Source organism: Pseudomonas sp. S2_A05, assembly GCF_054668485.1.
Genome location: NZ_CP162775.1, coordinates 2,351,671 through 2,370,193, shown reverse-complemented (window position 1 = coordinate 2,370,193; position 18,523 = coordinate 2,351,671). Strand labels below are relative to the sequence as shown.

Here is an 18,523-nt window from a genome sequence, read left to right as displayed (position 1 = left end):
TTGGCGGCCCTCGGAGAAACCTATGAAACAGCAACACGTAAACAGCTACTACGCCGCCACCCGCAACGAAGTCATCGACTTCCCGATTCTCGAAGAAGCGCTGGACTGCGACGTCTGCATCATCGGCGCCGGTTATACCGGCCTGTCCTCCGCGCTGTTCCTCAGCGAAGCCGGCTACAAAGTCACGGTGCTGGAAGCGGCGAAAGTCGGCTACGGCGCCAGCGGTCGCAATGGCGGCCAACTGGTCAACTCCTACAGCCGCGACGTCGATGTCATCGAAGAGCGCTACGGCGACAAGACTGCAGAAATCCTCGGCAGCATGATCTTCGAAGGCGCCGATATCATTCGTTCGCGCATCAAGGATTACGACATCAAGTGCGACTATCGCCCGGGCGGCATCTTCGCGGCGATGAACAAGAAACAACTCAATGGCCTGGCAGAGCAGAAGCGCAACTGGGAACGCTACGGCAACCGCAATCTGAAGATGCTCGATGCAGCGGATATTCGTCGCGAAGTCGGCTCCGACGCCTACGTTGGCGGCTTGCTGGACATGCAGGGTGGCCACGTTCATCCGTTGAATCTGGCGCTAGGAGAGGCCGCTGCCATCGTGCGTTTGGGCGGCAAGATCTACGAACAGTCGGCGGCGGTGGAAATCACCTACGGCGAGCCGATCAGCGTGCGCACCGCCAAAGGTCTGGTCCGCGCCAAATATTTGCTGATTGCCGGCAACGCTTATCTGCCGCAAGGCCTCGACAATCGCGTCACCGCGAAAAGCATGCCGTGTGGTTCGCAGATCGTCGTCACCGAACCGCTGACCGAGCAGCAGGCGCGCAGCCTGATCACCAATAATTACTGCGTCGAGGACTGCAACTATCTGCTGGATTACTACCGCCTCACCGCTGACAACCGCCTGCTTTACGGTGGTGGCGTGGTGTATGGCGCGCGGGAGCCGGACGATATCGAGCAGCTGATCCGGCCGAAGATCCTCAAGACCTTTCCGCAGCTCAAGGACGTGAAGATCGACTACCGCTGGACCGGCAATTTCCTGCTGACCATGTCGCGCATGCCGCAATTCGGCCGCATCGAAAAGAACGCCTACTACATGCAGGGCTACAGCGGCCACGGCGTCACCTGCTCGCACCTGGCCGGCAAACTGATCTCGGAAATGATCCGCGGCGACGCCGAACGCTTCAACGCCTTCGCCTCGCTGCCGCACATGCCAATGCTCGGCGGCCGCACCTTCTCCGCACCGCTTACCGCGCTTGGCGCCGTCTACTACTCCCTGCGCGACCGTTTCGGCGTCTGACTTACTTCCCGGCGGCGGTCCGAAAGACCTCGTCGGTTTTTCACTTATGCAAAACCACTGATGTCCACTGTGGGAGCGAGCCTGCTCGCGAAGAGGCCATATCAGGCGACATCGATTCGCCAGACACTACGCTTTCGCGAGCAGGCTCGCTCCCACAGTGGCTGTATTGCCAAGGCCAACAGGACTTTTGCCGCACCATCCATCGAACCTGCTGAGCAACACCGGCAAACGTGATTTAATAGCCGCCTTTCACGGTTCCGGGACACGGGAGCAACGTGATCCGCGCGACCTGCGCGTCACCCGCCACCCACCCCCATCGCCCTTAAGTCGCTCTTACATAAGGCTGTCATGGATACGGGTTCTCGACTCAAACTAGTACGCGAAAGCTACAAACTCTCCCAGCGCGAGCTCGCCCGGCGTAGCGGCGTGACCAACGCGACCATCTCGCTGATCGAACAGAACCGCGTCAGCCCCTCCGTCAGCTCGCTGAAAAAGCTGCTCGAAGGCATACCGATGTCCCTGGCCGACTTCTTCACCTTCGACCAGCCCCCACGCGAACACCAATACGTATTCCGCGCCAACGAACAACCCGACCTCGGCCGCCATGGCCTGCGTCTGCTGCTCATCGGCGCTTCCGTGCCTAGCCGGCAGATGCGCCTGCTCCGCGAACAATACGCCCCCGGCGCCAGCTCCGGCGAAGAGCCGATCGTGCATGCCGAAGGCGAAGAGTGCGGGCTGGTCACGCGCGGCACGGTGGAACTGACCGTGGACGGGCAGGTGAGTGTGCTGAGTGCCGGGGATGGTTATTACTTTCCGACGACGTTGCCGCATAAGTTTCGCAATATCGGGGCGGATGAGGCGGAGATTATTAGTGCGAATACGCCGGCGAATTTTTGAAAAGCCTAAAATATTGACGGCGGATGGTGATTATCCAATATCGCCATGCGGTTTCTTAGCCTGCCTCGTCCCAGCGTTTGTAATGTTGACGGTGATCGCTGGCGCTTTGCGTAGAAAAATTCTCCGGTTATATCCTTTCTTAGGGATTGATTATGTCTAGATCTCAAATGGAGCTTGAGCTGATTGACGAGCTTTCAGGTTATAAGAAAAAAATCATTGCTGATGCGGGCAAGGCTTGGGAGAGTTGCGACTTTACGGTTAGCGAGCCCAATCTGGTAAGAAGCTTTGCAATGGATCAAGGTAAGGGCGTTGACTATCTGAACTCTACTTTAGCTTCGAATTTCAATTTGGCTCAGAATCGTTATGTTTTAAAATTTGCCGCCGCATTTACACATCAGCGGCCTTATGTCAGGCGTAAGAGTTCGAACGTTCAATTGCGAAAAGGCACAAACCCTACGGAACAATGCGAGCTCGCTGACTTGGGTTTTATATCTGTTTTTGTCGATTGCAATAAAACTGTGATCGCGTCTCGCTCGACTTTTTTTCAAGCTAAAAAAGAGGAGTGCATCGATAACTTAACTCAGCAATGGCTTTACGATTTTGACGACGGCTTTGAATATAGACACTCCTCCTTTTGGGAATTGACCAATTGCGTTTCTCCGATACGGGACTTTCCGGATTGGAGTGAGGGCCGTTCCACTGCCTTCCAATATTTGCTTCTTCTAGACAGTAAGAAGGTAAGGGTGCGATTAAGCCCTTGGAAAGTGGATCATACGCATGATTTTGGCTTCTTTTTTTATCGGTTATTGACTCTCGGAGCCGGCGTGTCTTATCTGCCCGCAGACAGTAAAGCAGGGGGGTTTTCATCTATCGTCAATGATGTCTTGCGCATGGCATCTGGTCATATGGCAGGCAAGGGTCGAGGTAGTATAGATCTAGATAAGGTTGTCGATTTTTTCAATGATTTTAGAGAGCATGAAAAGTATTTTGCTGACTCGCCGTCTGGGGAAGGGTTTCCGATGTTCATTGCGATAATGCAGGATACTGACCGCAGGTTGAAGGCTGAGAATTGATGGCTGGTTTCACAATAAGCAAAGGGTGACACGATTCAATATGAAAAGTGATCTGTCACCCTAGGGAGCGGTTACGTGGGGTAGCTTTCGTTTGATTTTTGTGGATCTAAATCTCTCGAGCGTGGAAAAATTAACTTGCTTCGATAGTAGAGAACACGAGTCAAACTAGAGAATCAAACCCCCGACGCTCAATCACCCGAAACACATCACTAACATCCTGAACCATGATCCTGGCGATGTTGGTGACGGTGTTGATGTCGTGTTCGGCATAGTCGGGGAGGCTGGTGCAGGCGATGAGGTCGAGGTATTTGAGAACGGCGTTGAGGCGTTCGGAGAGACAGGCGTGGAGGTCGCGTAGCGGTGCGTCTTCGTTGATGAGGAGGACAGGTTGCTCCGTGGCGGGGTGAGACATGTGTGAATAGTGGTGAAGTGGCGGATGGTTCATCGGAACACCTTTAGCTCATTAGGAATTTGCCACCGCTCGCTGCGAAACGAGGTGGGTGGCAGCTATGCGCGGGTTCGCAGACCGAGGAGCTAAGACCCGGCAGACCCGAAGGTCTCCCACGCACAGCCGCCATTAAATGAAGCACAGGCATGCTGCCGGGCCGTATTTTGCCGGGTGTGAACTTAACTCGCTAGGGCTGCGAAACCCTTTCGCCAACTGAGGTCGGCGACGGGTTCACTTTAGGCAGTGATTTCGCCTGTCGCAACCGGCCTGTAGGACGCAGAACCGCTGCTTGTAGCGACCGGGCTTCTTCAACCTTTTATAAGGAGTCAGCGTAATTTGGGCCGTATAGCGTTGCTAACGAAATGGATTAACCATTATTGATCCCGGTTCGCAGCCCATCAGTCGCAAGCTCCCTCGCCAAGCGGTGCGTTTTCCTACGCATTTTTCAGAATTTGAAGTTTGTGGACATTGCCATTCGTCAGCCCCTCTGCATTTTCGCCGCTCGCCTGATTCCAATGCATACCTTACCCCCGCAAAGGAACCGCCAACATGCGCCCAGTCAAACTCGCAGCACTGACGCTAGCCACGCTGTTATCCGCCACCTCGCTCTACGCGACAGCCGCCAGCGACACCCCGGCACCCACCGCCAACGACGGCAACAGCCAGACCAACCCGAGTGCGCCGGAAGATATTCATTCCAACGGTGCCACCGTGCCCAAAGGCACACAGGGCAACACCACCAACAATGACGGCTCTACACCTTCGGGTTCCAAGCCCAGTGGTTCGAAGCAATCGAACGACAGCGGCACCAGCAGCGGTGCTGGTCAAGGTTGAAGCTGTTTGCAGATACAGCAAGCCCGGCATCAAGCCGGGCTCTCTGTCAGGCAATCCTCGATGACCGAGGTTACTTAGCCTTCCAGTTCCCGCCGCTGTTTTCACAATCAATCTTCGCCTGCGCCAAGTGCTCACCGTTGTAGTAATACGTGGTGACTTTGGCGTTGTCGGGCATGTTCAGCGGTTTGGCGCTTTTGTCTTTGCTGGTCGAGTGCGGGTTGGCCAGGGATTCCTGGGTGAGGCGGGCGGTGCAGGTGGCCTGGTAGTGGTCATCGCAGCGATCGACTTTTTTCTTGGTGGCGTTGAGGGTGTCCTTGCTTTCGTTGCTGCAGGACCAGTTGATGGAGTCCACGGGCATGCCTTCGTATTCGTAGCAGCTGTGGGTTTCCACCGCTGGCACCGAGGCGCTGGAGGAGCGGGTCTGCACGTCGCAGCCTTCGGCCATGACACAGGTGGGGATGATGGCAAACGTGGCGATCAGGAGCAGCAGTCGGGTTTTCATCGGCAATTCCTCTCCAATGGCGCCGCGTCTGATCGGTGATTTGGCGCTTGTCTGGTTTCGAGGTGGCGAGGGCGGGCAAGGTTCAATCGGTTTGCGCTGAGCGATCTTCGCGTACACTGCGCAACAATCAGAAACATACAGCGCAGGATTCGATTCCCATGGCCCAAACCCTCGAACGCGCTATCGCCATTGCCGCCACGGCCCACACCGGGCAGGTGGACAAGGGCGGGGCGCCGTACATTCTGCATCCGCTGAAAGTCATGTTGCGCATGAATACGCTGGAAGAACGCATCGTCGCTGTGCTGCACGATGTGGTCGAGGATTGTGGGGTGAGTCTGGATGATTTGCGCGGGGAAGGATTCAGCGAAGAGGTGCTGGCGGCGATTGCGGCGGTGACCAAAGTGTCCGGTGAGTCCTACGAGGATTTTGTCGACCGCGCCGCGCAAAACCCGATCGGCCGGGTGGTGAAGCTGGCGGATCTGGAAGAGAACAGCGATATCTCGCGGATCGCCTCGCCGAGTTGGGAGGATCTGGAGCGGATCGAGAAATATCGGCGGGCGATTGCACGCTTGCGTATGTAAGACGTATTGGATTCTTGTGGGAGCGAGCCTGCTCGCGAAGGCGATAGATCAGTTATTTATCTGTGACTGGCAGGACGCTTTCGCGAGCAGGCTCGCTCCCACAAGTGGAATGGTGGTGTGTCAGATAAATAGCCAGGAAGGCGAACCATGAAATCCATTGTGTGCTTGTTGATTGCGGCTGGTTTTGGCGCGTTGTTGCAGTTTGAAGGCGTACCCCACGGCTTGCTGCTGGGCTCGATTGTCGTTACCGCGTTGTTTGCCAGCAAAACCGGCATCGCCCCGGCAACTCCTTATGGCTTGGGCTACATCCAGGTCACGCTGGGCATCGCCACCGGGCTGATGTTCGAAGCATGGGACAGCGAAACGGCGACGACGATGCTGCCCAGCCTTGGCGTGTTGCTGATCTGCCTGACCGTACAAATTGCACTCGCCGGATGGTGGCTGACACGCGGTGCCGGATGGAATCGCACCAATGCACTGCTGGCGGTGTATCCCGGCGCATTGGCCGCAGTGTTCGATTTGCTTGAGTCGGAAAAGGCTTCGAGCAAAGTCATCATCGTGCATCTGATGCGGCTGCTGTTGATCACCGTACTGGTGAGTTTGCTCATTCCCGGGCAAGCAGCGGTGGCTGAAGTGGCCAGCGATCCGTTGACCACAGGCATGGCGCTGACCGCGTGCTCAGTCATCGCTTTGAGCGTATTGCTCGGCCGCCTGTTGTTGCTGGTCGGCGTCCCGGCACCATTCATGCTTACCGCGATTCTCATAACCGCTGTATTTGTGAAGTCGGGATGGCTGCACGGTTTTCACATGCCGGAGTGGAGCCTGAACCTGGCCGCACTGATTCTCGGCGTGCGCATCGGCTCACGTTTTCAGGGACTCGGCATCGCAGAGCTGGCGCGGCATGGGCGCACGGCGTTGGTCTCGGTGGGTTTGATGATCGTCGTTGCAGCGGTGTTTGCCGAGGTGGCTGCGCGCTGGCTGGGCGGTGATCCGCTGTCCCTTTGGCTGGCGTACATGCCGGGCGCGATCGAGACGATTGCGATTGTCGCGTTTGGCGGCGGGCTGAATGTGGTGTTTATCCTGACGCATCATCTGAGCCGGATGGTGCTGCTGCATTTTGCCCCGGCGTTGTTGGTGCAGGTCAGGCGTGGCCCAAGGCAATCGCGAACGACACGACGATCATGCAGGCGAAGGCGAAATTGAGATTCATGGGCTGTTCATCCTGAGCTTTTGAGAGTGGGGCCATTGTGAACAGGCGCAACGCAAAGAAAAAATTCGCCGTGTTGATTCCAATGATCGAAAGCATTGATAGCCGCTGCGTTTGTATTTGCCCGAGACTTTCGCTAGTGTCGCTGAAACCTGCAACTACAAGCACAAACAGGCACAACCATGCACGATCACTCCATCGCTGAATTGCCGTCCCTGCGTCGGCAGAAAATCCTTTTGCTTCTCGAACGTGACGGCAAGGTCATGGCTTCCGAGCTGAGCCAGCATTTCGCGGTGTCCGAAGATACTATCCGCCGCGACCTTGCCGAACTGGACAACGCCGGGCTGGTGCAGCGCGTGCATGGCGGGGCGTTGCCGCGACCGAAGGACTCGGGCAAGGATTACTTCACGCGTCTGGATGAGACCGACGAGGTCAAGGTGCGCCTGGCGCAATTGGCGGCGCAGCACATCGAGGACGGGCAGATTGTGCTGTTCGATTCCGGCTCGACCACCTTGCAGGTGGCGCGCGCGCTACCCGCCAACATCCGCATCACCGCCGTGACCGCTTCCCCACTGACGGCGATTGCCTTGTCCGAATATAAAGGTGTGAAAGTGATTCTGGCGGGTGGTGAATTGAATCCGCATTCGATGTCGGCCAGTGGTCAGGAAGCGCTGCGACTGTTGGCCGGAATCAAGGCGGATCTGGCGATTACCGGGGTGTGTGCGATTCATCCCGAGGTCGGGATTACCTCGCTGCATTTCGATGAAGTGCCGATCAAACAGGCGATGCTAGACAGTGCAGCGCGGGTGATTGCAGTGACTACGGCAGACAAGCTGGGTGCGGTGGAGCCGTTTGTGGTCGCGCCGTGCACGCGCCTGCATAGGTTGATTACCGAGCGGCATCCCGGGTCGGGGAATGTCGAGGATTATCGGCGGTTGGGGATTGTGGTGGAGCAGTTGCCGGATTGAATTTTGTGTGGGGTTTGAGGGCCTCTTCGCGAGCAGGCTCGCTCCCACAGGGTGTTGTGTCGTGCACAAATCCAATGTGGGAGCGAGCCTGCTCGCGATAGGGCCAGTGAATTCAGCGCAACCGCTCAAGCATCTGGTAATACCACATCCCCGCCGCCAGCAACGGATTGCCCAGCAGGTCGCCCATTGGCACGCGGATGTGCTGGCACGCGGCGAAGGTGTCGAATTGCTCCATTTGCCCGGTGATCGCGCGGCTCATGATCTCGCCCATGATGTGCGTGGTGGCGATGCCATGTCCCGAGTAGCCTTGGCAATACCAGACGTTGTCCGAGAGCTTGCCCAGTTGCGGGATGCGGTTGATGACGATGCCCATCGCGCAGCTCCACTGGTAATCGATCGGCACGCCTTTTAGCGCCGGGAACGTGCGTTCGATACACGGGCGCAGTTCCGCAGCGATGTCGCGCGAATCCTTGCCGCTGTAGTTGGCGCCGCCGCCGAACAGCAAACGGCCGTCGGCGGTGAGCCGGTAGTAATCGAGGACGAAGCGGCAGTCGTACACGGCGAGGTCTTCGGGGTTGATCTGTTGCGCCAGATCACCGAGCGGCGCGGTGGTGACGATGCCGCCCATGGCCGGGAAGATCTTGCCCTTGAGCTGACCCGGTTCGAGCTTGTGATAGACGTCACCGGCGAGCATCACCTGATTGGCGTCGATCTGACCGTGAGCGGTGCGCACGCCGGGTGTGTCGCCGTGAATGATCTCCAGCACTTCACTGTTTTCGAAGATCTGCGCGCCCAGGCTTTCGGCTGCGCGTGCTTCGCCAATGCACAGGTTGAGCGGGTGCAGGTGCATGTTGCGGGTGTTCTTGATGGCGCCGTGGTAGAGCTCGCTTTGCAGCAGGTCGCGAACCTGGCTGCGGTCGAGCAGGCTCACTTCATCGCCCAATCCGCGACGCACGGCTTCGTCGTAATCCTTGCGCAGATCGACCATGTGGCTCGGCTTGTACGCCGCGTGCAAGTGGCCGTGTTTGAGGTCGCACTGGATCGCATATTTCTCGACGCGCTCGCGGATGATTTCATGCCCGCGCCAGCGCAGATGCCAGATGAAATCGTCCACGTCATCGCCCAGTTTTGCACGCATCTGCTTGCGCATCGCGCCGTCGCCGGAAAGGCTGCCGGTAACTTGCCCGCCATTGCGCCCGGTGGCGCCCCAGCCGATCTTGTGGCTTTCGACGATGGCGACTTTCAGGCCTTTTTCCGCCAGCTCGACGGCAGTGGCGACGCCAGTGAAACCGCCGCCGATGATCACCACATCGACTTTGTGCCGGCCTTGCAGGGTCGGGTAATCGGTGTCGTGGTTGAGGGTGGCGGTGTAGTAGGAATTGCAGCGAATGGTCATGTCGGGGTCCACAAAAAATTCAGGTTCGAAGTGCATTCCCTGTGGGAGCGAGCCTGCTCGCGAAAGCGGTGTGTCAGTCACCCAAAATGTTGAATGTGATGACGCCTTCGCGAGCAGGCTCGCTCCCACAGGTTCGGTGTTGGATCTTTAAGCCTCGGTCAGATACCACCGCCAATCCTGCTCACCCACTTCAGCCATGAACTGCCGATACTCGGCACGCTTTACCGCCAGATACACCCCAAGGAATTCCTGCCCCAATGCCTCCCGTGCCCACGTGGAATTTTCCAGCGCCTGCAACGACGTCAGCCAATCGGTCGGCAGCAGTTCTTTCGCCTGGGCATAACCATTGCCCTCGACCGGTGCCCCCGGATCCAGCTCTTCACGAATGCCACGATGAATGCCGGCGAGGATCGCTGCCGCTGCCAGATACGGGTTGGCGTCGGCGCCGCAGATGCGGTGTTCGATGTGTCGCGTAGGGGCCGGGCCACCGGGTACGCGCAGGCTGACCGTGCGGTTGTCGACGCCCCAGGTCGGCGCCAGTGGCGCATAGCTGTTGGCCTGGAAACGCCGGTAGGAGTTGGCGTTGGGGCAGAACAGCAGCAGCGAATCGAGCAGCGAGGCGAGCATGCCGCCAATCGCCGTGCGCAACAGTGGTGTGCCGGCCGGGTCTTCAGAAGCGAACAAATTACGCCCCTCGGCATCGGCCAGGCTGACGTGCATGTGCATGCCGGTGCCGGCCAGATCATCGAACGGCTTGGCCATGAACGTCGCCTGCATGCCGTGCTTGTGCGCCACGCCTTTGACCAGACGTTTGTAGCGTACCGCCTGATCCATCGCCTCCAGTGCGTCGCCATGTTCGAGGGTGATTTCGACCTGACCCGGCGCGTATTCGGAGATCGCCGTGCGCGCCGGAATGCCGTGCAGTTTGCACGCGCTGTAAAGGTCGGCGAGAAACGGCTCGATCTGTTCCAGCTCGCGCAAACCGTAGACTTGCGTGTGTCGCGGTCGCCCGCCGTCAGCGTCCCGCGCCGGTTGCGGGCGGCCGTTGTGATCGCGTTTGGCGTCGAGCAGATAGAACTCCAGCTCGCAGGCCATGATCGGGTGATAACCCTCGGCCTTGAGCCCGTCGATCACCTTGATCAGCAGGTGCCGAGGGTCAGCGATGCTCGCCGGCATGCCCTCGCTCGGGTGCATGCTGACCTGCACCGCAGCGGTTGGAATCTGTCGCCACGGCAGGCGCACCAGACTGCCTTGCAGCGGATAGGCGCGGCAGTCGATGTCGCCCACATCCCAGACCAGCCCGGAGTTCTCGACGTCCTCGCCTTGTACAGTCAGACCAAGGATGGTGCTCGGCAGCGGTCGGCCGCTTTCGTACACGGCGAGCAGTTCTTCGCGATGCAACAGCTTACCGCGCGGCACGCCGTTGGCGTCGAGGATGAACAGTTCGATCATGTCGATATCGGGGTTCTGTTCGAGGAACAGGCGTGCGTCTTCGATGGCTGCGAATTTCATGGCAAATCACTCACGGTGGCGCCGCACAGGCGCGCAGATTCGGCCGGACACGACGCGACAAAATGGCGTAAGTGTCCCGGCAGGGATATCAGGAAAATCGGGAAATTGACTGTCGCGGTTTCAGCTCACGCGATCAGGCAGGAATGGCGATATCCGGCGGGCGTGCGGAGTGACGCAGCTTGGAGCGGCGCAGGGCCATGGGCAGATTGACGATGCGGTTCATACGCGGCCCCTGTTGCAGTGGGCGCGTACAGCAGAGACGTGCAACCTTTGAGGTTGTTGTGGTGACGTACTCATAACGCGTGTTTCCGTTGGCGGAAAGCGTCGGCGGCAGGGCAGGCCCGGCGACCGGTGTGCCCGGATAGTAAGGGGGAATTCGCGCGCGTGTAAACGGAAGATTCGTCGGTGGCGCTTTCCACCGTTTGGGCTAATTGACCGAGTTGCCTTTTTCGCGAGCAGGCTCGCTCCCACAGGAGAATGCATTGCAACTGTGGGAGCGAGCCTGCTCGCGAATGGCCGCACCTCGGTCCCGAGCGGACGCGCCGGGCCATCTCGTTGTTTGCCGCTGAGCCATTCAGCGCAGCACGTAGTCGTCCGGCTCCGGCGCGGGGGGCAATGGCGAGACGCCCAGTTCGTACAGCACATCGCGCTCCAGGGTGCGCACCAGTGCATCGGTCGGCAGATCGTTTTCATCGCGCCCGAACGGGTCTTCGAGTTCATCGGCAATCGCGTCGAAGCCGAAAAAGGTGTAGCTGACAATTGCCGTGAACAGCGGCGTCAACCAACCCAGCGATTGCGCCATGGCGAACGGCAGCAGCAGGCAGAACAGGTAGATGGTGCGGTGCAGCAGCAGGGTGTAAGGGAAGGGCAGTGGTGTGTTCTTGATCCGGTCGCACACCGCTTGGGCCTGGCTCAGACAGGTCAGGTGATTGGCCAGCAATTGATAACGCCATGGCGACAGCACACCGGCCGTTTCCAGCTCGGAACACTGGCGCCCGAGCTGATGAAGGATCTGTCCGCAGTGATCCGGCGCAGCCCCATCGATCGGTGGGCTGACCCAGTCGGCACTGGCCTGCTCCTCACTGTCTCCACGCAACCGCGCATTCAACGCGTGGGCGAAACCGCACAGGTTGCGCAACAGTTGCCCACGCAGGCGGGTGTCATCGAGGCCTTGGGTTTCGCGCATCACCGCGCGCACCCGCAACAGCACCTCGCCCCAGGCCTTGCGCCCCTCGTACCAACGGTCATAACAAGCGTTGTTGCGAAAGCTCAGGAAAATCGACAGCGACAGGCCGAGCAGGGTGAACGGTGTCGAATTGATCTGGGCGAAGTAGCTCGGCACCAGTAGTTCGATCAGCACAATCGCCGCCGCCAGCAGTGTCAGCATCAAAGTGCGCACGGCGATGCGCTTGGCGATCGAGCCTCTGAGGGTGAACAGCACGGCGAACTGATTGGGTCTCGGTCTGACGATCATCTCGCGGTCCCGGTTGCGCGGCGAATCAGCCGCCGGTCATGTTCATGAAACGCACCACTTGCACGTCGTCGTTGACTTCGAAATTGTGTCGATACGGCTTGAGTTTCATCGCCTCGATGATCGCGTTTTCCAGGCGTTCCGGGTGGCCGGGATGGGCGCGCAACACCGCTTTGAGGTCCATCGAATGCTCGTTGCCCAGACACAGCAGCAAGCGACCTTCGACGGTCAGGCGCACGCGGTTGCAGGTACCGCAGAAGTTGTGGCTGTGCGGCGAAATGAAGCCCAGACGAATGTTCGGCGCCTCGGCCACGCGCCAGTAGCGCGACGGCCCTTGCGTCGATTCGGTCGAGTCGATCAGCGTGAAGCGTTCGGCAATGCGTTCGCGCACTTGCGCGCTGGAGTAGAAGGATTCGGCGCGGCTATGTTCGGCGATCGCGCCCAGCGGCATCTCTTCGATGAAGGAAATATCCAGATCACGCTCGATGGCGAAACTGACCAGATCGTTGATCTCGTGATCGTTGCGGCCCTGCATCACCACGCAATTGAGTTTGGTACGGGTGAAACCGGCGGCACGTGCGGCATCGATGCCGTCGATGACCTGCGCCAGATCGCCGGTACGGGTCAGCTCTTTGAAGCGCTGCGGATCGAGGCTGTCGAGGCTGATGTTGAGACGCTTGACCCCTGCGTCGAACAGCGGCCTGGCCAGTCGGCCCAGCTGCGATCCATTGGTGGTCAGGCACAGCTCGCGCAGGCCGGGCAGGGCGGCGATCTGTTCGCAGAGTTGCACGACGCCGGGGCGGATCAGCGGCTCGCCACCCGTGAGGCGGATCTTGCGCGTGCCGAGGGCGACGAAGCTTTGCGCCACCTGGAACAGCTCTTCGAGGGTGAGGATCTGCTGGCGCGGCAGGAACTGCATGTCCTCGGCCATGCAATAGACGCAGCGAAAATCGCAGCGGTCGGTCACCGACAGACGCAGATAATCCACGCGGCGGTTGTGACCATCGATCAATTCACGCTGTGTCATGGGCTCGCCTCATGGATGTGGAGCGCCGTCAGCGGGCGCAGATCGCGCAGGGTAGGCTGCGTTCGCCATGCCGTCCAATCACTCTGGCTGACCGAGTGATTGACGGCGTCGATGATGCCTTACGGTGCGCCAAACATTGCCGTCCAGTAAATGCCGGCGTTGCTTTTCGGATCGGTCGCGTAAGCGGCGCCCAGTTCCTGATATTGCGGATTCATCAGATTGGCGCAATGCCCGGGGCTGGCGAGCCAGCCGTCAACGACCTTGCCGACGGTGTCTTGCCCGGCGGCGATGTTCTCGCCGACCAGTTGCCCACTGTAACCGGACAGTTCGGCGCGGTCGCCCGGCGTGCGGCCGTCGCGGTCCTTGTGGTCGAGGTAATTGTTGTTGGCCATGTCGCGGCTGTGATCCTGAGCGACAGTGCCCAGCGTGGCATTCCACGCCAGCGGTGCTGCCGCCGCGAAGGACTGGCCGCCGCACTGGCGCGCCTGGCTGCGCGCGGTATTGAGTTGCGCCAGCAGCTTTTGCCCTTCGCTTTGTGCATCGCCGAGTTTCGCCGTCAGCAACGGCCGCGCGAGGACGATGCGCCAGTCGCGGTCAACGCGGTTGACACCGATATCGACAAACTGCGGATCGAGCACCACCTGACAGAAGCTTTCCTGAATCGCCTTCATTGCTGACGCCGCATCGCGCGGGCCGTTGAGGGTGATCGCCTGCACGTTGACCATCGGGTAGTGGGCGCTGGTCATGGCCTGCTGCAGATCAACCGCGCCGCTGGCCGGCAGGCGCAGCCGTGGATCGGCCGACAGCGGTGGCAACTCGTTTGACGCCTGCGTGCCGCAACGCTGGGGCTGGCTGCGATAGCTGTTGATCGACTCGATCAATTGCAGTTCATCGGCGGCCAGCGCCGAGGTGGCGAACACCACGCCCAGCGACAATGCGGCACTACGCAAAACGGACGGCATGAAGCGCATGGAAATCTCCCTTGAGCTGAATGCGCCCATGATGCGCGAAAGGCCCCCGGTGAGTGAATGTGTTTTTCTTTGCGGCGGATTTTTTCTGCGCTGGTGTGGCCGCGCATTTGCTCGCTACACTCTGCGAAGACCCCGCAAACCGGGCGTCTCACCGACGTAACATCTTGCCCCGGGCGGGCGCTGACGGAAGAATCGACATGGGATCGAAAGGCTTGGCGGGCGGTTTGTTGTGGATCTTTTTGACCGGCGCGGCATGGGCCGGGGCGCAGGCGCCGATCGAGGCCAAGGCCGAACAGAAAGCCGAGATGCTTGAAGAGAAAGCGGCGGATAAAGTCAGCGCTGCTCCGGCGCCGAAATCCGAGGCCATCACCCCCACCGAAGCGCAGGCGGTAGACCCGGCCGGTGCCGCGCCGCTGGACGATCCGCTGACCTGTCTGGCGCGCAGTATTTACTGGGAAGCCAAGGGCAAGGACACCCCGGAAATGGAAGCCGTCGCCAGCGTGGTGATGAATCGCCTCGGCCATGACGGCTTTCCCGACACGGTATGCGCGGTGGTCAAGCAAGGTTCGGAAAGCGGCAATTGCCAGTTTTCCTGGTGGTGCGATGGCAGGCCCGATCAGGTCAAGGAAGACGCCGAATACGCGCTGGCCAAGGAAATCGCCGGCAAGGCGTTGAACCGTCAGCTCAAGGACCGCACGCGCGGTGCCCTGTATTTTCACGATCGCGGCGTGCACCCGAGTTGGGCCAAGGCCTATCGCAACACGGCGCAGACCGGCAGGTTCCTGTTCTACAAACCCGCCGGAGGCGACGCGCGTTAACTGGCGTGGGTGTTGAGAATGCTCGCCACCTGCTGCGGCTGGCAGTTCAGATACGGTGACTTCTGCAACCAGCGTTGATCCGGATACCAGGAAAACATGAACTGGCCGTTCTTCAGGCGATCGATCACCTGTTTGGCGATCTGCGGCCGCACGGCGGGGCAACCCTGACTGCGGCCGATACGCCCCTGACGCTTGCTCCACAGCGGGTTCACGTAACTGGCGGCATGAATCACGATCGCGCGATCGCGGGCCAGATCATTGAAACCGGGCTCCAGACCGTCCATGCGCAGCGAGTAGCCGTGAGTACCTTCGTAGCTTTCCTGAGTGCGGAACAGGCCGAGGCTGGACTGATAACTGCCTTCGCGATTGGAAAACTGCGTGGCGAAGTTTTCCCCGGAGTTGGAACCGTGGGCAACCAGATCGCGCAGCACCAGCTTCTTTTTGCTCAGGTCGAAGATCCACAGGCGGCGTTCGGTGGACGGTTGCGAATAATCGATGATCGCCAGATGCCGCGAGGGTTTCGCGCCGTTGTTGACCGCGCATTGCATGGCGTTCAATGCACCTTTGAGCGCTTGGGGATTGAGTTCCGGCGCGGCGTGGGCGAGGCTGTTGTAGAGAACCGGCGATGGCTTGCCGGCGGCAAATACTGGGCTGGTCACGGCGACAAGGGTCGCGGTGCTCAACAGAAGTCGGCGCAAAAACGTCAACATTTTATAAAGTGTCCTCAACTTGCTACATAAACGGCACTTTGGCTCCTGACTCCCAGTCAATACCCGCAGGCTCGCGGTTCGAGCCTGACTGTTCAGCGCACCTGATGTAAGGTTGACCGTCATCTGGACGGCCATGGATTGGAGTAAAGCAGTTGTTCAAAAAGTACGCATGCTACTTGAGCATTTGTTTGCTCGCTGCGCCGTTTGTCGCTTGCGCCGATGAGCCGCTGCCCCCGCTCGAAACCCTGCCGACGCCTGAAACGCAATTGCCGGTCGAGCCGCGCAGCCCGTTGCAGGCAGTTTTGATCAGCCTGGCGCAGTCGTGCCCGGCGATCGCTCCGCGCCTCAATGGCCCGGCGTTGAGCCAATTGCAGGCGTTTTATGAACAGCAGGACTGGATGCCGGTGTGGGCGAGTGAGTCCGCACGCTTGCCGGCATTGCGCGCGCAATTGCAGCTGTTGGCCGATGATGGGTTGAATCCGAATCGCTACGCCGTGGCCACTACGCCGCCGCAGGACGGCGAGCTGTGCGCCGACATCGACATCAGCCGCAACTACTTGCAGGCCTTGCAGGATCTGCATTACGGCCGTCTGTTGCAGTCGCATTTCGAACCGCTGTGGCGTGTCGACGGCCCGCCGACCGATCGTCAGGCGCAATTGCTCAGCATTGCCGTGCCGGGCATGAACGATATCGCTGCGGCGTTCAACCTGGCGCGTCCGCATCTGCCGCAATATCAGAGCCTGCGTCAGCTGTATGCCGCGCAACGCTTGCAAGCCTTGCCGCAATGGCAGCCGGTGGGCAACGGCCCGTTGCTGCGTCCGGCGATGGAAGACCCGCGCGTGCCGGAACTGGCCCGTCGTCTGTACAGCGAAGGCTATCTGCCACACGCACTGGTGCCGCCGGACAACGCCTACGATGACGTGCTGGTGGAGGCAGTGAAGCACTTTCAGGCCAGCCATTCGTTGCAAGCTGACGGCGTGGTCGGGCCGGGCACCATTGCCGAGCTGAACATCAGCCCGCTGACCCGCCGCGATCAGCTGCGCGTCAATCTCGAACGTTTCCGCTGGATGGCCCAGGACATGGAGCCCAGTGGTCTGGTGGTCAATGTCGCCGCCGCTGAGCTGACGCTGTATCAGGGCGGTCAACCGGTGTGGCAGACCCGCACCCAGGTCGGCCGCGCCGAACGCCAGACACCGCTGCTCAAATCCCGCGTCACCCGCCTGACGCTGAATCCGACCTGGACCGTACCGCCGACTATCTGGAAGGAAGACAAGCTGCCGGAAATCCGCAAGGACCAGACCTTCCTCAGCCGCCAGAATCTGCAAGTGCTCGACGCCAACGGCCAGCCTCTGGCGGCGGCGGATATCGACTGGGACAACCCCGGCAACATCCTCCTGCGCCAGGACGCCGGCCCGCGCAATCCGCTGGGGCAAATGGTCATCCGTTTCCCCAACCCGTTCTCGGTGTACCTGCACGACACTCCGAGCAAGGCGCTGTTTGAAAAAGGCCCACGGGCGTTCAGCTCCGGTTGCGTGCGCGTCGAGCACCCGCTGCAACTGCGCGATCTGCTGCTGTCCCCGGCGGAAAAAGCCCGTACCGATACTTTGCTGGCGACCGGTACCACCCATGAATTTCGCCTGTCGGCGCCAGTGCCGATCCTGATGACTTACTGGACGGCGCAAGTCGACAGCAGCGGCCAGGTGCGTTATGCGCCGGATATCTACAGCCACGACAGCGCATTGCTGGCGGGGCTGGATCGGGCGCATTGAGTCCGGCACCAGCACGGCAGTCAAAGATCTGAGTTCGATGAGTGATTTCAGGTCGACGAATCCCGTACAGACACCTCGGTCAGTCCCCTCTCCCTCGGGAGAGGGCTAGGGTGAGGGGCCGATTTCAAGCCGAACCCATTACTCAAAATCTCACCGCCTCAGCTCCTCCACCAACCACGGCAAAAGCTCCTCACACGACCCTTCAATCTTCAAATCCAGCAAATCATCCGCCCGGGTCTTGCCCAGATTGATCGCCATCAACGGTTTGCCACGCTCGGCGATCACCCGACACAAGCGAAACGCCGAATACGCCATCAACGAAGATCCCACCACCAGCAACCCCGCCGCATTCTCGGCGGCGGCCAGCGCGCGTGCCGCTGTCGTCGGCGCCACGTTCTCGCCGAAGAACACCACATCCGGTTTCATCCGCTCACCCGCGCAATGCGGGCACTGCGGTACCCGGAAGCGCGCTTCAAATGCCGGGTCGAGCAAGGTATCGCCATCCGGCGCCTGCACCGCATCAACACCACTCAGGTAGGGATTCTGTGCCTCCATCTGCTGCTGGATCGCATCGCGCTCGCTGCGTTGCCCGCAATCCAGGCACAGCACCCGATGCAGACTGCCATGCAGCTCGATCACATCCTGGCTGCCGGCCTGATCGTGCAAGGTATCGACATTCTGCGTGATCAAATCGCTGATCCGGCCGCGCTGCTGCAACGTCGCCAGCGCCTCATGCGCCGCGTTCGGTCGGGCCTGACGGACGCGCGGCCAACCGAGCATGGCCCGCGCCCAATACCGCCGGCGTGATTCCGGGGCGGCGAGAAATTCCTGATACATCATCGGCTGCCGCCCGCGACGCACGCCGTCACTGTCGCGATAGTCCGGAATGCCCGATGGCGTGCTGATGCCGGCGCCGGTCAATATCAGCAAGTTATCATCGGCCATGGCCTGCAACAGCGTATCGAGATGTTCGCGGATCGGGCTATCGAGCATGCTCAGCACTCCAGAATGGGCAGTGCCCCGCAGGTTAGCA

Annotated in this window: 18 protein-coding genes; 9 read left to right on the top strand and 9 right to left on the bottom strand. The window is 59.9% G+C overall.

Features of this window, described 5'->3' with window-relative positions; all coding sequences use genetic code 11:
• Positions 1-22: 22 nt before the first annotated feature.
• The 3 genes from AB4O12_RS10785 (at position 23) to AB4O12_RS10775 (ending at position 3,276) form a co-directional block, all read left to right on the top strand.
• A complete protein-coding gene (locus AB4O12_RS10785; protein ID WP_041480928.1) occupies positions 23-1,306 on the top strand; it encodes an NAD(P)/FAD-dependent oxidoreductase in 1,284 nt (427 codons plus the stop codon).
• A 348-nt stretch (positions 1,307-1,654) separates the two neighbouring features.
• A complete protein-coding gene (locus tag AB4O12_RS10780; protein ID WP_011333561.1) occupies positions 1,655-2,203 on the top strand; it encodes a cupin domain-containing protein in 549 nt (182 codons plus the stop codon).
• 167 nt (positions 2,204-2,370) lie between these two features.
• Positions 2,371-3,276, top strand: coding sequence for a hypothetical protein (locus tag AB4O12_RS10775; protein ID WP_460061840.1), 906 nt, complete (start codon positions 2,371-2,373; stop codon positions 3,274-3,276).
• 160 nt (positions 3,277-3,436) lie between these two features.
• On the opposite strand, the gene AB4O12_RS10770 is transcribed toward AB4O12_RS10775, so the two are convergent.
• Positions 3,437-3,721, bottom strand: a complete 285-nt coding sequence (locus AB4O12_RS10770) for a fructose-bisphosphate aldolase (RefSeq protein ID WP_406226771.1) — start codon at positions 3,719-3,721, stop codon at positions 3,437-3,439.
• Positions 3,722-4,273: 552 nt separating this feature from the next.
• Between AB4O12_RS10770 and AB4O12_RS10765 the strand changes: the two genes are divergently transcribed.
• Positions 4,274-4,558 carry a hypothetical protein gene (locus AB4O12_RS10765; RefSeq protein ID WP_252884419.1) on the top strand — a complete coding sequence of 95 codons (285 nt, stop codon included), beginning with the start codon at positions 4,274-4,276 and terminating at the stop codon, positions 4,556-4,558.
• A 70-nt stretch (positions 4,559-4,628) separates the two neighbouring features.
• On the opposite strand, the gene AB4O12_RS10760 is transcribed toward AB4O12_RS10765, so the two are convergent.
• Positions 4,629-5,060 (bottom strand): hypothetical protein, encoded by a 432-nt coding sequence (locus tag AB4O12_RS10760; protein WP_252867823.1) that lies wholly within the window; start codon positions 5,058-5,060, stop codon positions 4,629-4,631.
• A gap of 158 nt (positions 5,061-5,218) precedes the next feature.
• On the opposite strand from AB4O12_RS10760, the gene AB4O12_RS10755 reads away from it, so the two are divergent.
• The 3 genes from AB4O12_RS10755 to AB4O12_RS10745 all read left to right on the top strand — a co-directional run bounded on the left by AB4O12_RS10755 (position 5,219) and on the right by AB4O12_RS10745 (position 7,816).
• Complete coding sequence (locus AB4O12_RS10755; protein ID WP_252867822.1) at positions 5,219-5,641, top strand: HD domain-containing protein; 423 nt, start codon at positions 5,219-5,221, stop codon at positions 5,639-5,641.
• Positions 5,642-5,788: 147 nt separating this feature from the next.
• Positions 5,789-6,844: an AbrB family transcriptional regulator gene (locus AB4O12_RS10750; RefSeq protein WP_252867821.1), complete on the top strand. Its 1,056-nt coding sequence runs from the start codon at positions 5,789-5,791 to the stop codon at positions 6,842-6,844.
• A 186-nt stretch (positions 6,845-7,030) separates the two neighbouring features.
• Entirely contained in the window at positions 7,031-7,816 is a 786-nt protein-coding gene (locus AB4O12_RS10745; RefSeq protein ID WP_252867820.1) for a DeoR/GlpR family DNA-binding transcription regulator, read from the top strand.
• A gap of 112 nt (positions 7,817-7,928) precedes the next feature.
• Here AB4O12_RS10745 and AB4O12_RS10740 read toward each other — a convergent pair whose 3' ends face one another.
• From AB4O12_RS10740 to AB4O12_RS10720, 5 genes are all read right to left on the bottom strand, one after another.
• Positions 7,929-9,212: an NAD(P)/FAD-dependent oxidoreductase gene (locus AB4O12_RS10740; protein ID WP_323164387.1), complete on the bottom strand. Its 1,284-nt coding sequence runs from the start codon at positions 9,210-9,212 to the stop codon at positions 7,929-7,931.
• 147 nt (positions 9,213-9,359) lie between these two features.
• Positions 9,360-10,724: a glutamine synthetase family protein gene (locus AB4O12_RS10735; protein WP_122691892.1), complete on the bottom strand. Its 1,365-nt coding sequence runs from the start codon at positions 10,722-10,724 to the stop codon at positions 9,360-9,362.
• Between the two features lie 574 nt (positions 10,725-11,298).
• Positions 11,299-12,198 (bottom strand): bestrophin family protein, encoded by a 900-nt coding sequence (locus AB4O12_RS10730; protein ID WP_150741085.1) that lies wholly within the window; start codon positions 12,196-12,198, stop codon positions 11,299-11,301.
• A gap of 25 nt (positions 12,199-12,223) precedes the next feature.
• Positions 12,224-13,222, bottom strand: a complete 999-nt coding sequence (gene moaA / locus AB4O12_RS10725) for a GTP 3',8-cyclase MoaA (RefSeq protein ID WP_041480911.1) — start codon at positions 13,220-13,222, stop codon at positions 12,224-12,226.
• Positions 13,223-13,341: 119 nt separating this feature from the next.
• Positions 13,342-14,193 (bottom strand): CAP domain-containing protein, encoded by an 852-nt coding sequence (locus AB4O12_RS10720; RefSeq protein WP_016775168.1) that lies wholly within the window; start codon positions 14,191-14,193, stop codon positions 13,342-13,344.
• Positions 14,194-14,390: 197 nt separating this feature from the next.
• On the opposite strand from AB4O12_RS10720, the gene AB4O12_RS10715 reads away from it, so the two are divergent.
• Positions 14,391-15,011 carry a cell wall hydrolase gene (locus AB4O12_RS10715; RefSeq protein ID WP_095181987.1) on the top strand — a complete coding sequence of 207 codons (621 nt, stop codon included), beginning with the start codon at positions 14,391-14,393 and terminating at the stop codon, positions 15,009-15,011.
• Here AB4O12_RS10715 and AB4O12_RS10710 read toward each other — a convergent pair.
• A complete protein-coding gene (locus tag AB4O12_RS10710; protein WP_016775166.1) occupies positions 15,008-15,721 on the bottom strand; it encodes a murein L,D-transpeptidase catalytic domain family protein in 714 nt (237 codons plus the stop codon). The two genes, AB4O12_RS10715 and AB4O12_RS10710, sit on opposite strands and share 4 nt — an antisense overlap.
• 152 nt (positions 15,722-15,873) lie before the next feature.
• Between AB4O12_RS10710 and AB4O12_RS10705 the strand changes: the two genes are divergently transcribed.
• The gene (locus AB4O12_RS10705; RefSeq protein ID WP_460061832.1) at positions 15,874-17,490 is read left to right on the top strand and encodes a L,D-transpeptidase family protein; all 1,617 of its coding nucleotides are present in this window, start codon (positions 15,874-15,876) and stop codon (positions 17,488-17,490) included.
• 150 nt (positions 17,491-17,640) lie between these two features.
• On the opposite strand, the gene AB4O12_RS10700 is transcribed toward AB4O12_RS10705, so the two are convergent.
• Positions 17,641-18,483 carry an NAD-dependent protein deacetylase gene (locus AB4O12_RS10700; protein ID WP_258706862.1) on the bottom strand — a complete coding sequence of 281 codons (843 nt, stop codon included), beginning with the start codon at positions 18,481-18,483 and terminating at the stop codon, positions 17,641-17,643.
• Positions 18,484-18,523: the final 40 nt, after the last annotated feature.

Bases quoted from the DNA above. Each gene is read 5' to 3' on its own strand.
- AB4O12_RS10755 (WP_252867822.1), top strand. From the start codon at position 5,219: ATGGCCCAAACCCTCGAACGCGCTATCGCCATTGCCGCCACGGCCCAC.
- AB4O12_RS10745 (WP_252867820.1), top strand. From the start codon at position 7,031: ATGCACGATCACTCCATCGCTGAATTGCCGTCCCTGCGTCGGCAGAAA.
- AB4O12_RS10720 (WP_016775168.1), bottom strand. From the start codon at position 14,193: ATGCGCTTCATGCCGTCCGTTTTGCGTAGTGCCGCATTGTCGCTGGGC.
- AB4O12_RS10730 (WP_150741085.1), bottom strand. From the start codon at position 12,198: ATGATCGTCAGACCGAGACCCAATCAGTTCGCCGTGCTGTTCACCCTC.
- AB4O12_RS10770 (WP_406226771.1), bottom strand. From the start codon at position 3,721: ATGAACCATCCGCCACTTCACCACTATTCACACATGTCTCACCCCGCC.
- AB4O12_RS10740 (WP_323164387.1), bottom strand. From the start codon at position 9,212: ATGACCATTCGCTGCAATTCCTACTACACCGCCACCCTCAACCACGAC.
- AB4O12_RS10775 (WP_460061840.1), top strand. From the start codon at position 2,371: ATGGAGCTTGAGCTGATTGACGAGCTTTCAGGTTATAAGAAAAAAATC.
- AB4O12_RS10715 (WP_095181987.1), top strand. From the start codon at position 14,391: ATGGGATCGAAAGGCTTGGCGGGCGGTTTGTTGTGGATCTTTTTGACC.
- AB4O12_RS10735 (WP_122691892.1), bottom strand. From the start codon at position 10,724: ATGAAATTCGCAGCCATCGAAGACGCACGCCTGTTCCTCGAACAGAAC.
- AB4O12_RS10785 (WP_041480928.1), top strand. From the start codon at position 23: ATGAAACAGCAACACGTAAACAGCTACTACGCCGCCACCCGCAACGAA.
- AB4O12_RS10760 (WP_252867823.1), bottom strand. From the start codon at position 5,060: ATGAAAACCCGACTGCTGCTCCTGATCGCCACGTTTGCCATCATCCCC.
- AB4O12_RS10780 (WP_011333561.1), top strand. From the start codon at position 1,655: ATGGATACGGGTTCTCGACTCAAACTAGTACGCGAAAGCTACAAACTC.
- AB4O12_RS10700 (WP_258706862.1), bottom strand. From the start codon at position 18,483: ATGCTCGATAGCCCGATCCGCGAACATCTCGATACGCTGTTGCAGGCC.
- AB4O12_RS10710 (WP_016775166.1), bottom strand. From the start codon at position 15,721: ATGTTGACGTTTTTGCGCCGACTTCTGTTGAGCACCGCGACCCTTGTC.
- AB4O12_RS10750 (WP_252867821.1), top strand. From the start codon at position 5,789: ATGAAATCCATTGTGTGCTTGTTGATTGCGGCTGGTTTTGGCGCGTTG.
- AB4O12_RS10765 (WP_252884419.1), top strand. From the start codon at position 4,274: ATGCGCCCAGTCAAACTCGCAGCACTGACGCTAGCCACGCTGTTATCC.
- moaA (WP_041480911.1), bottom strand. From the start codon at position 13,222: ATGACACAGCGTGAATTGATCGATGGTCACAACCGCCGCGTGGATTAT.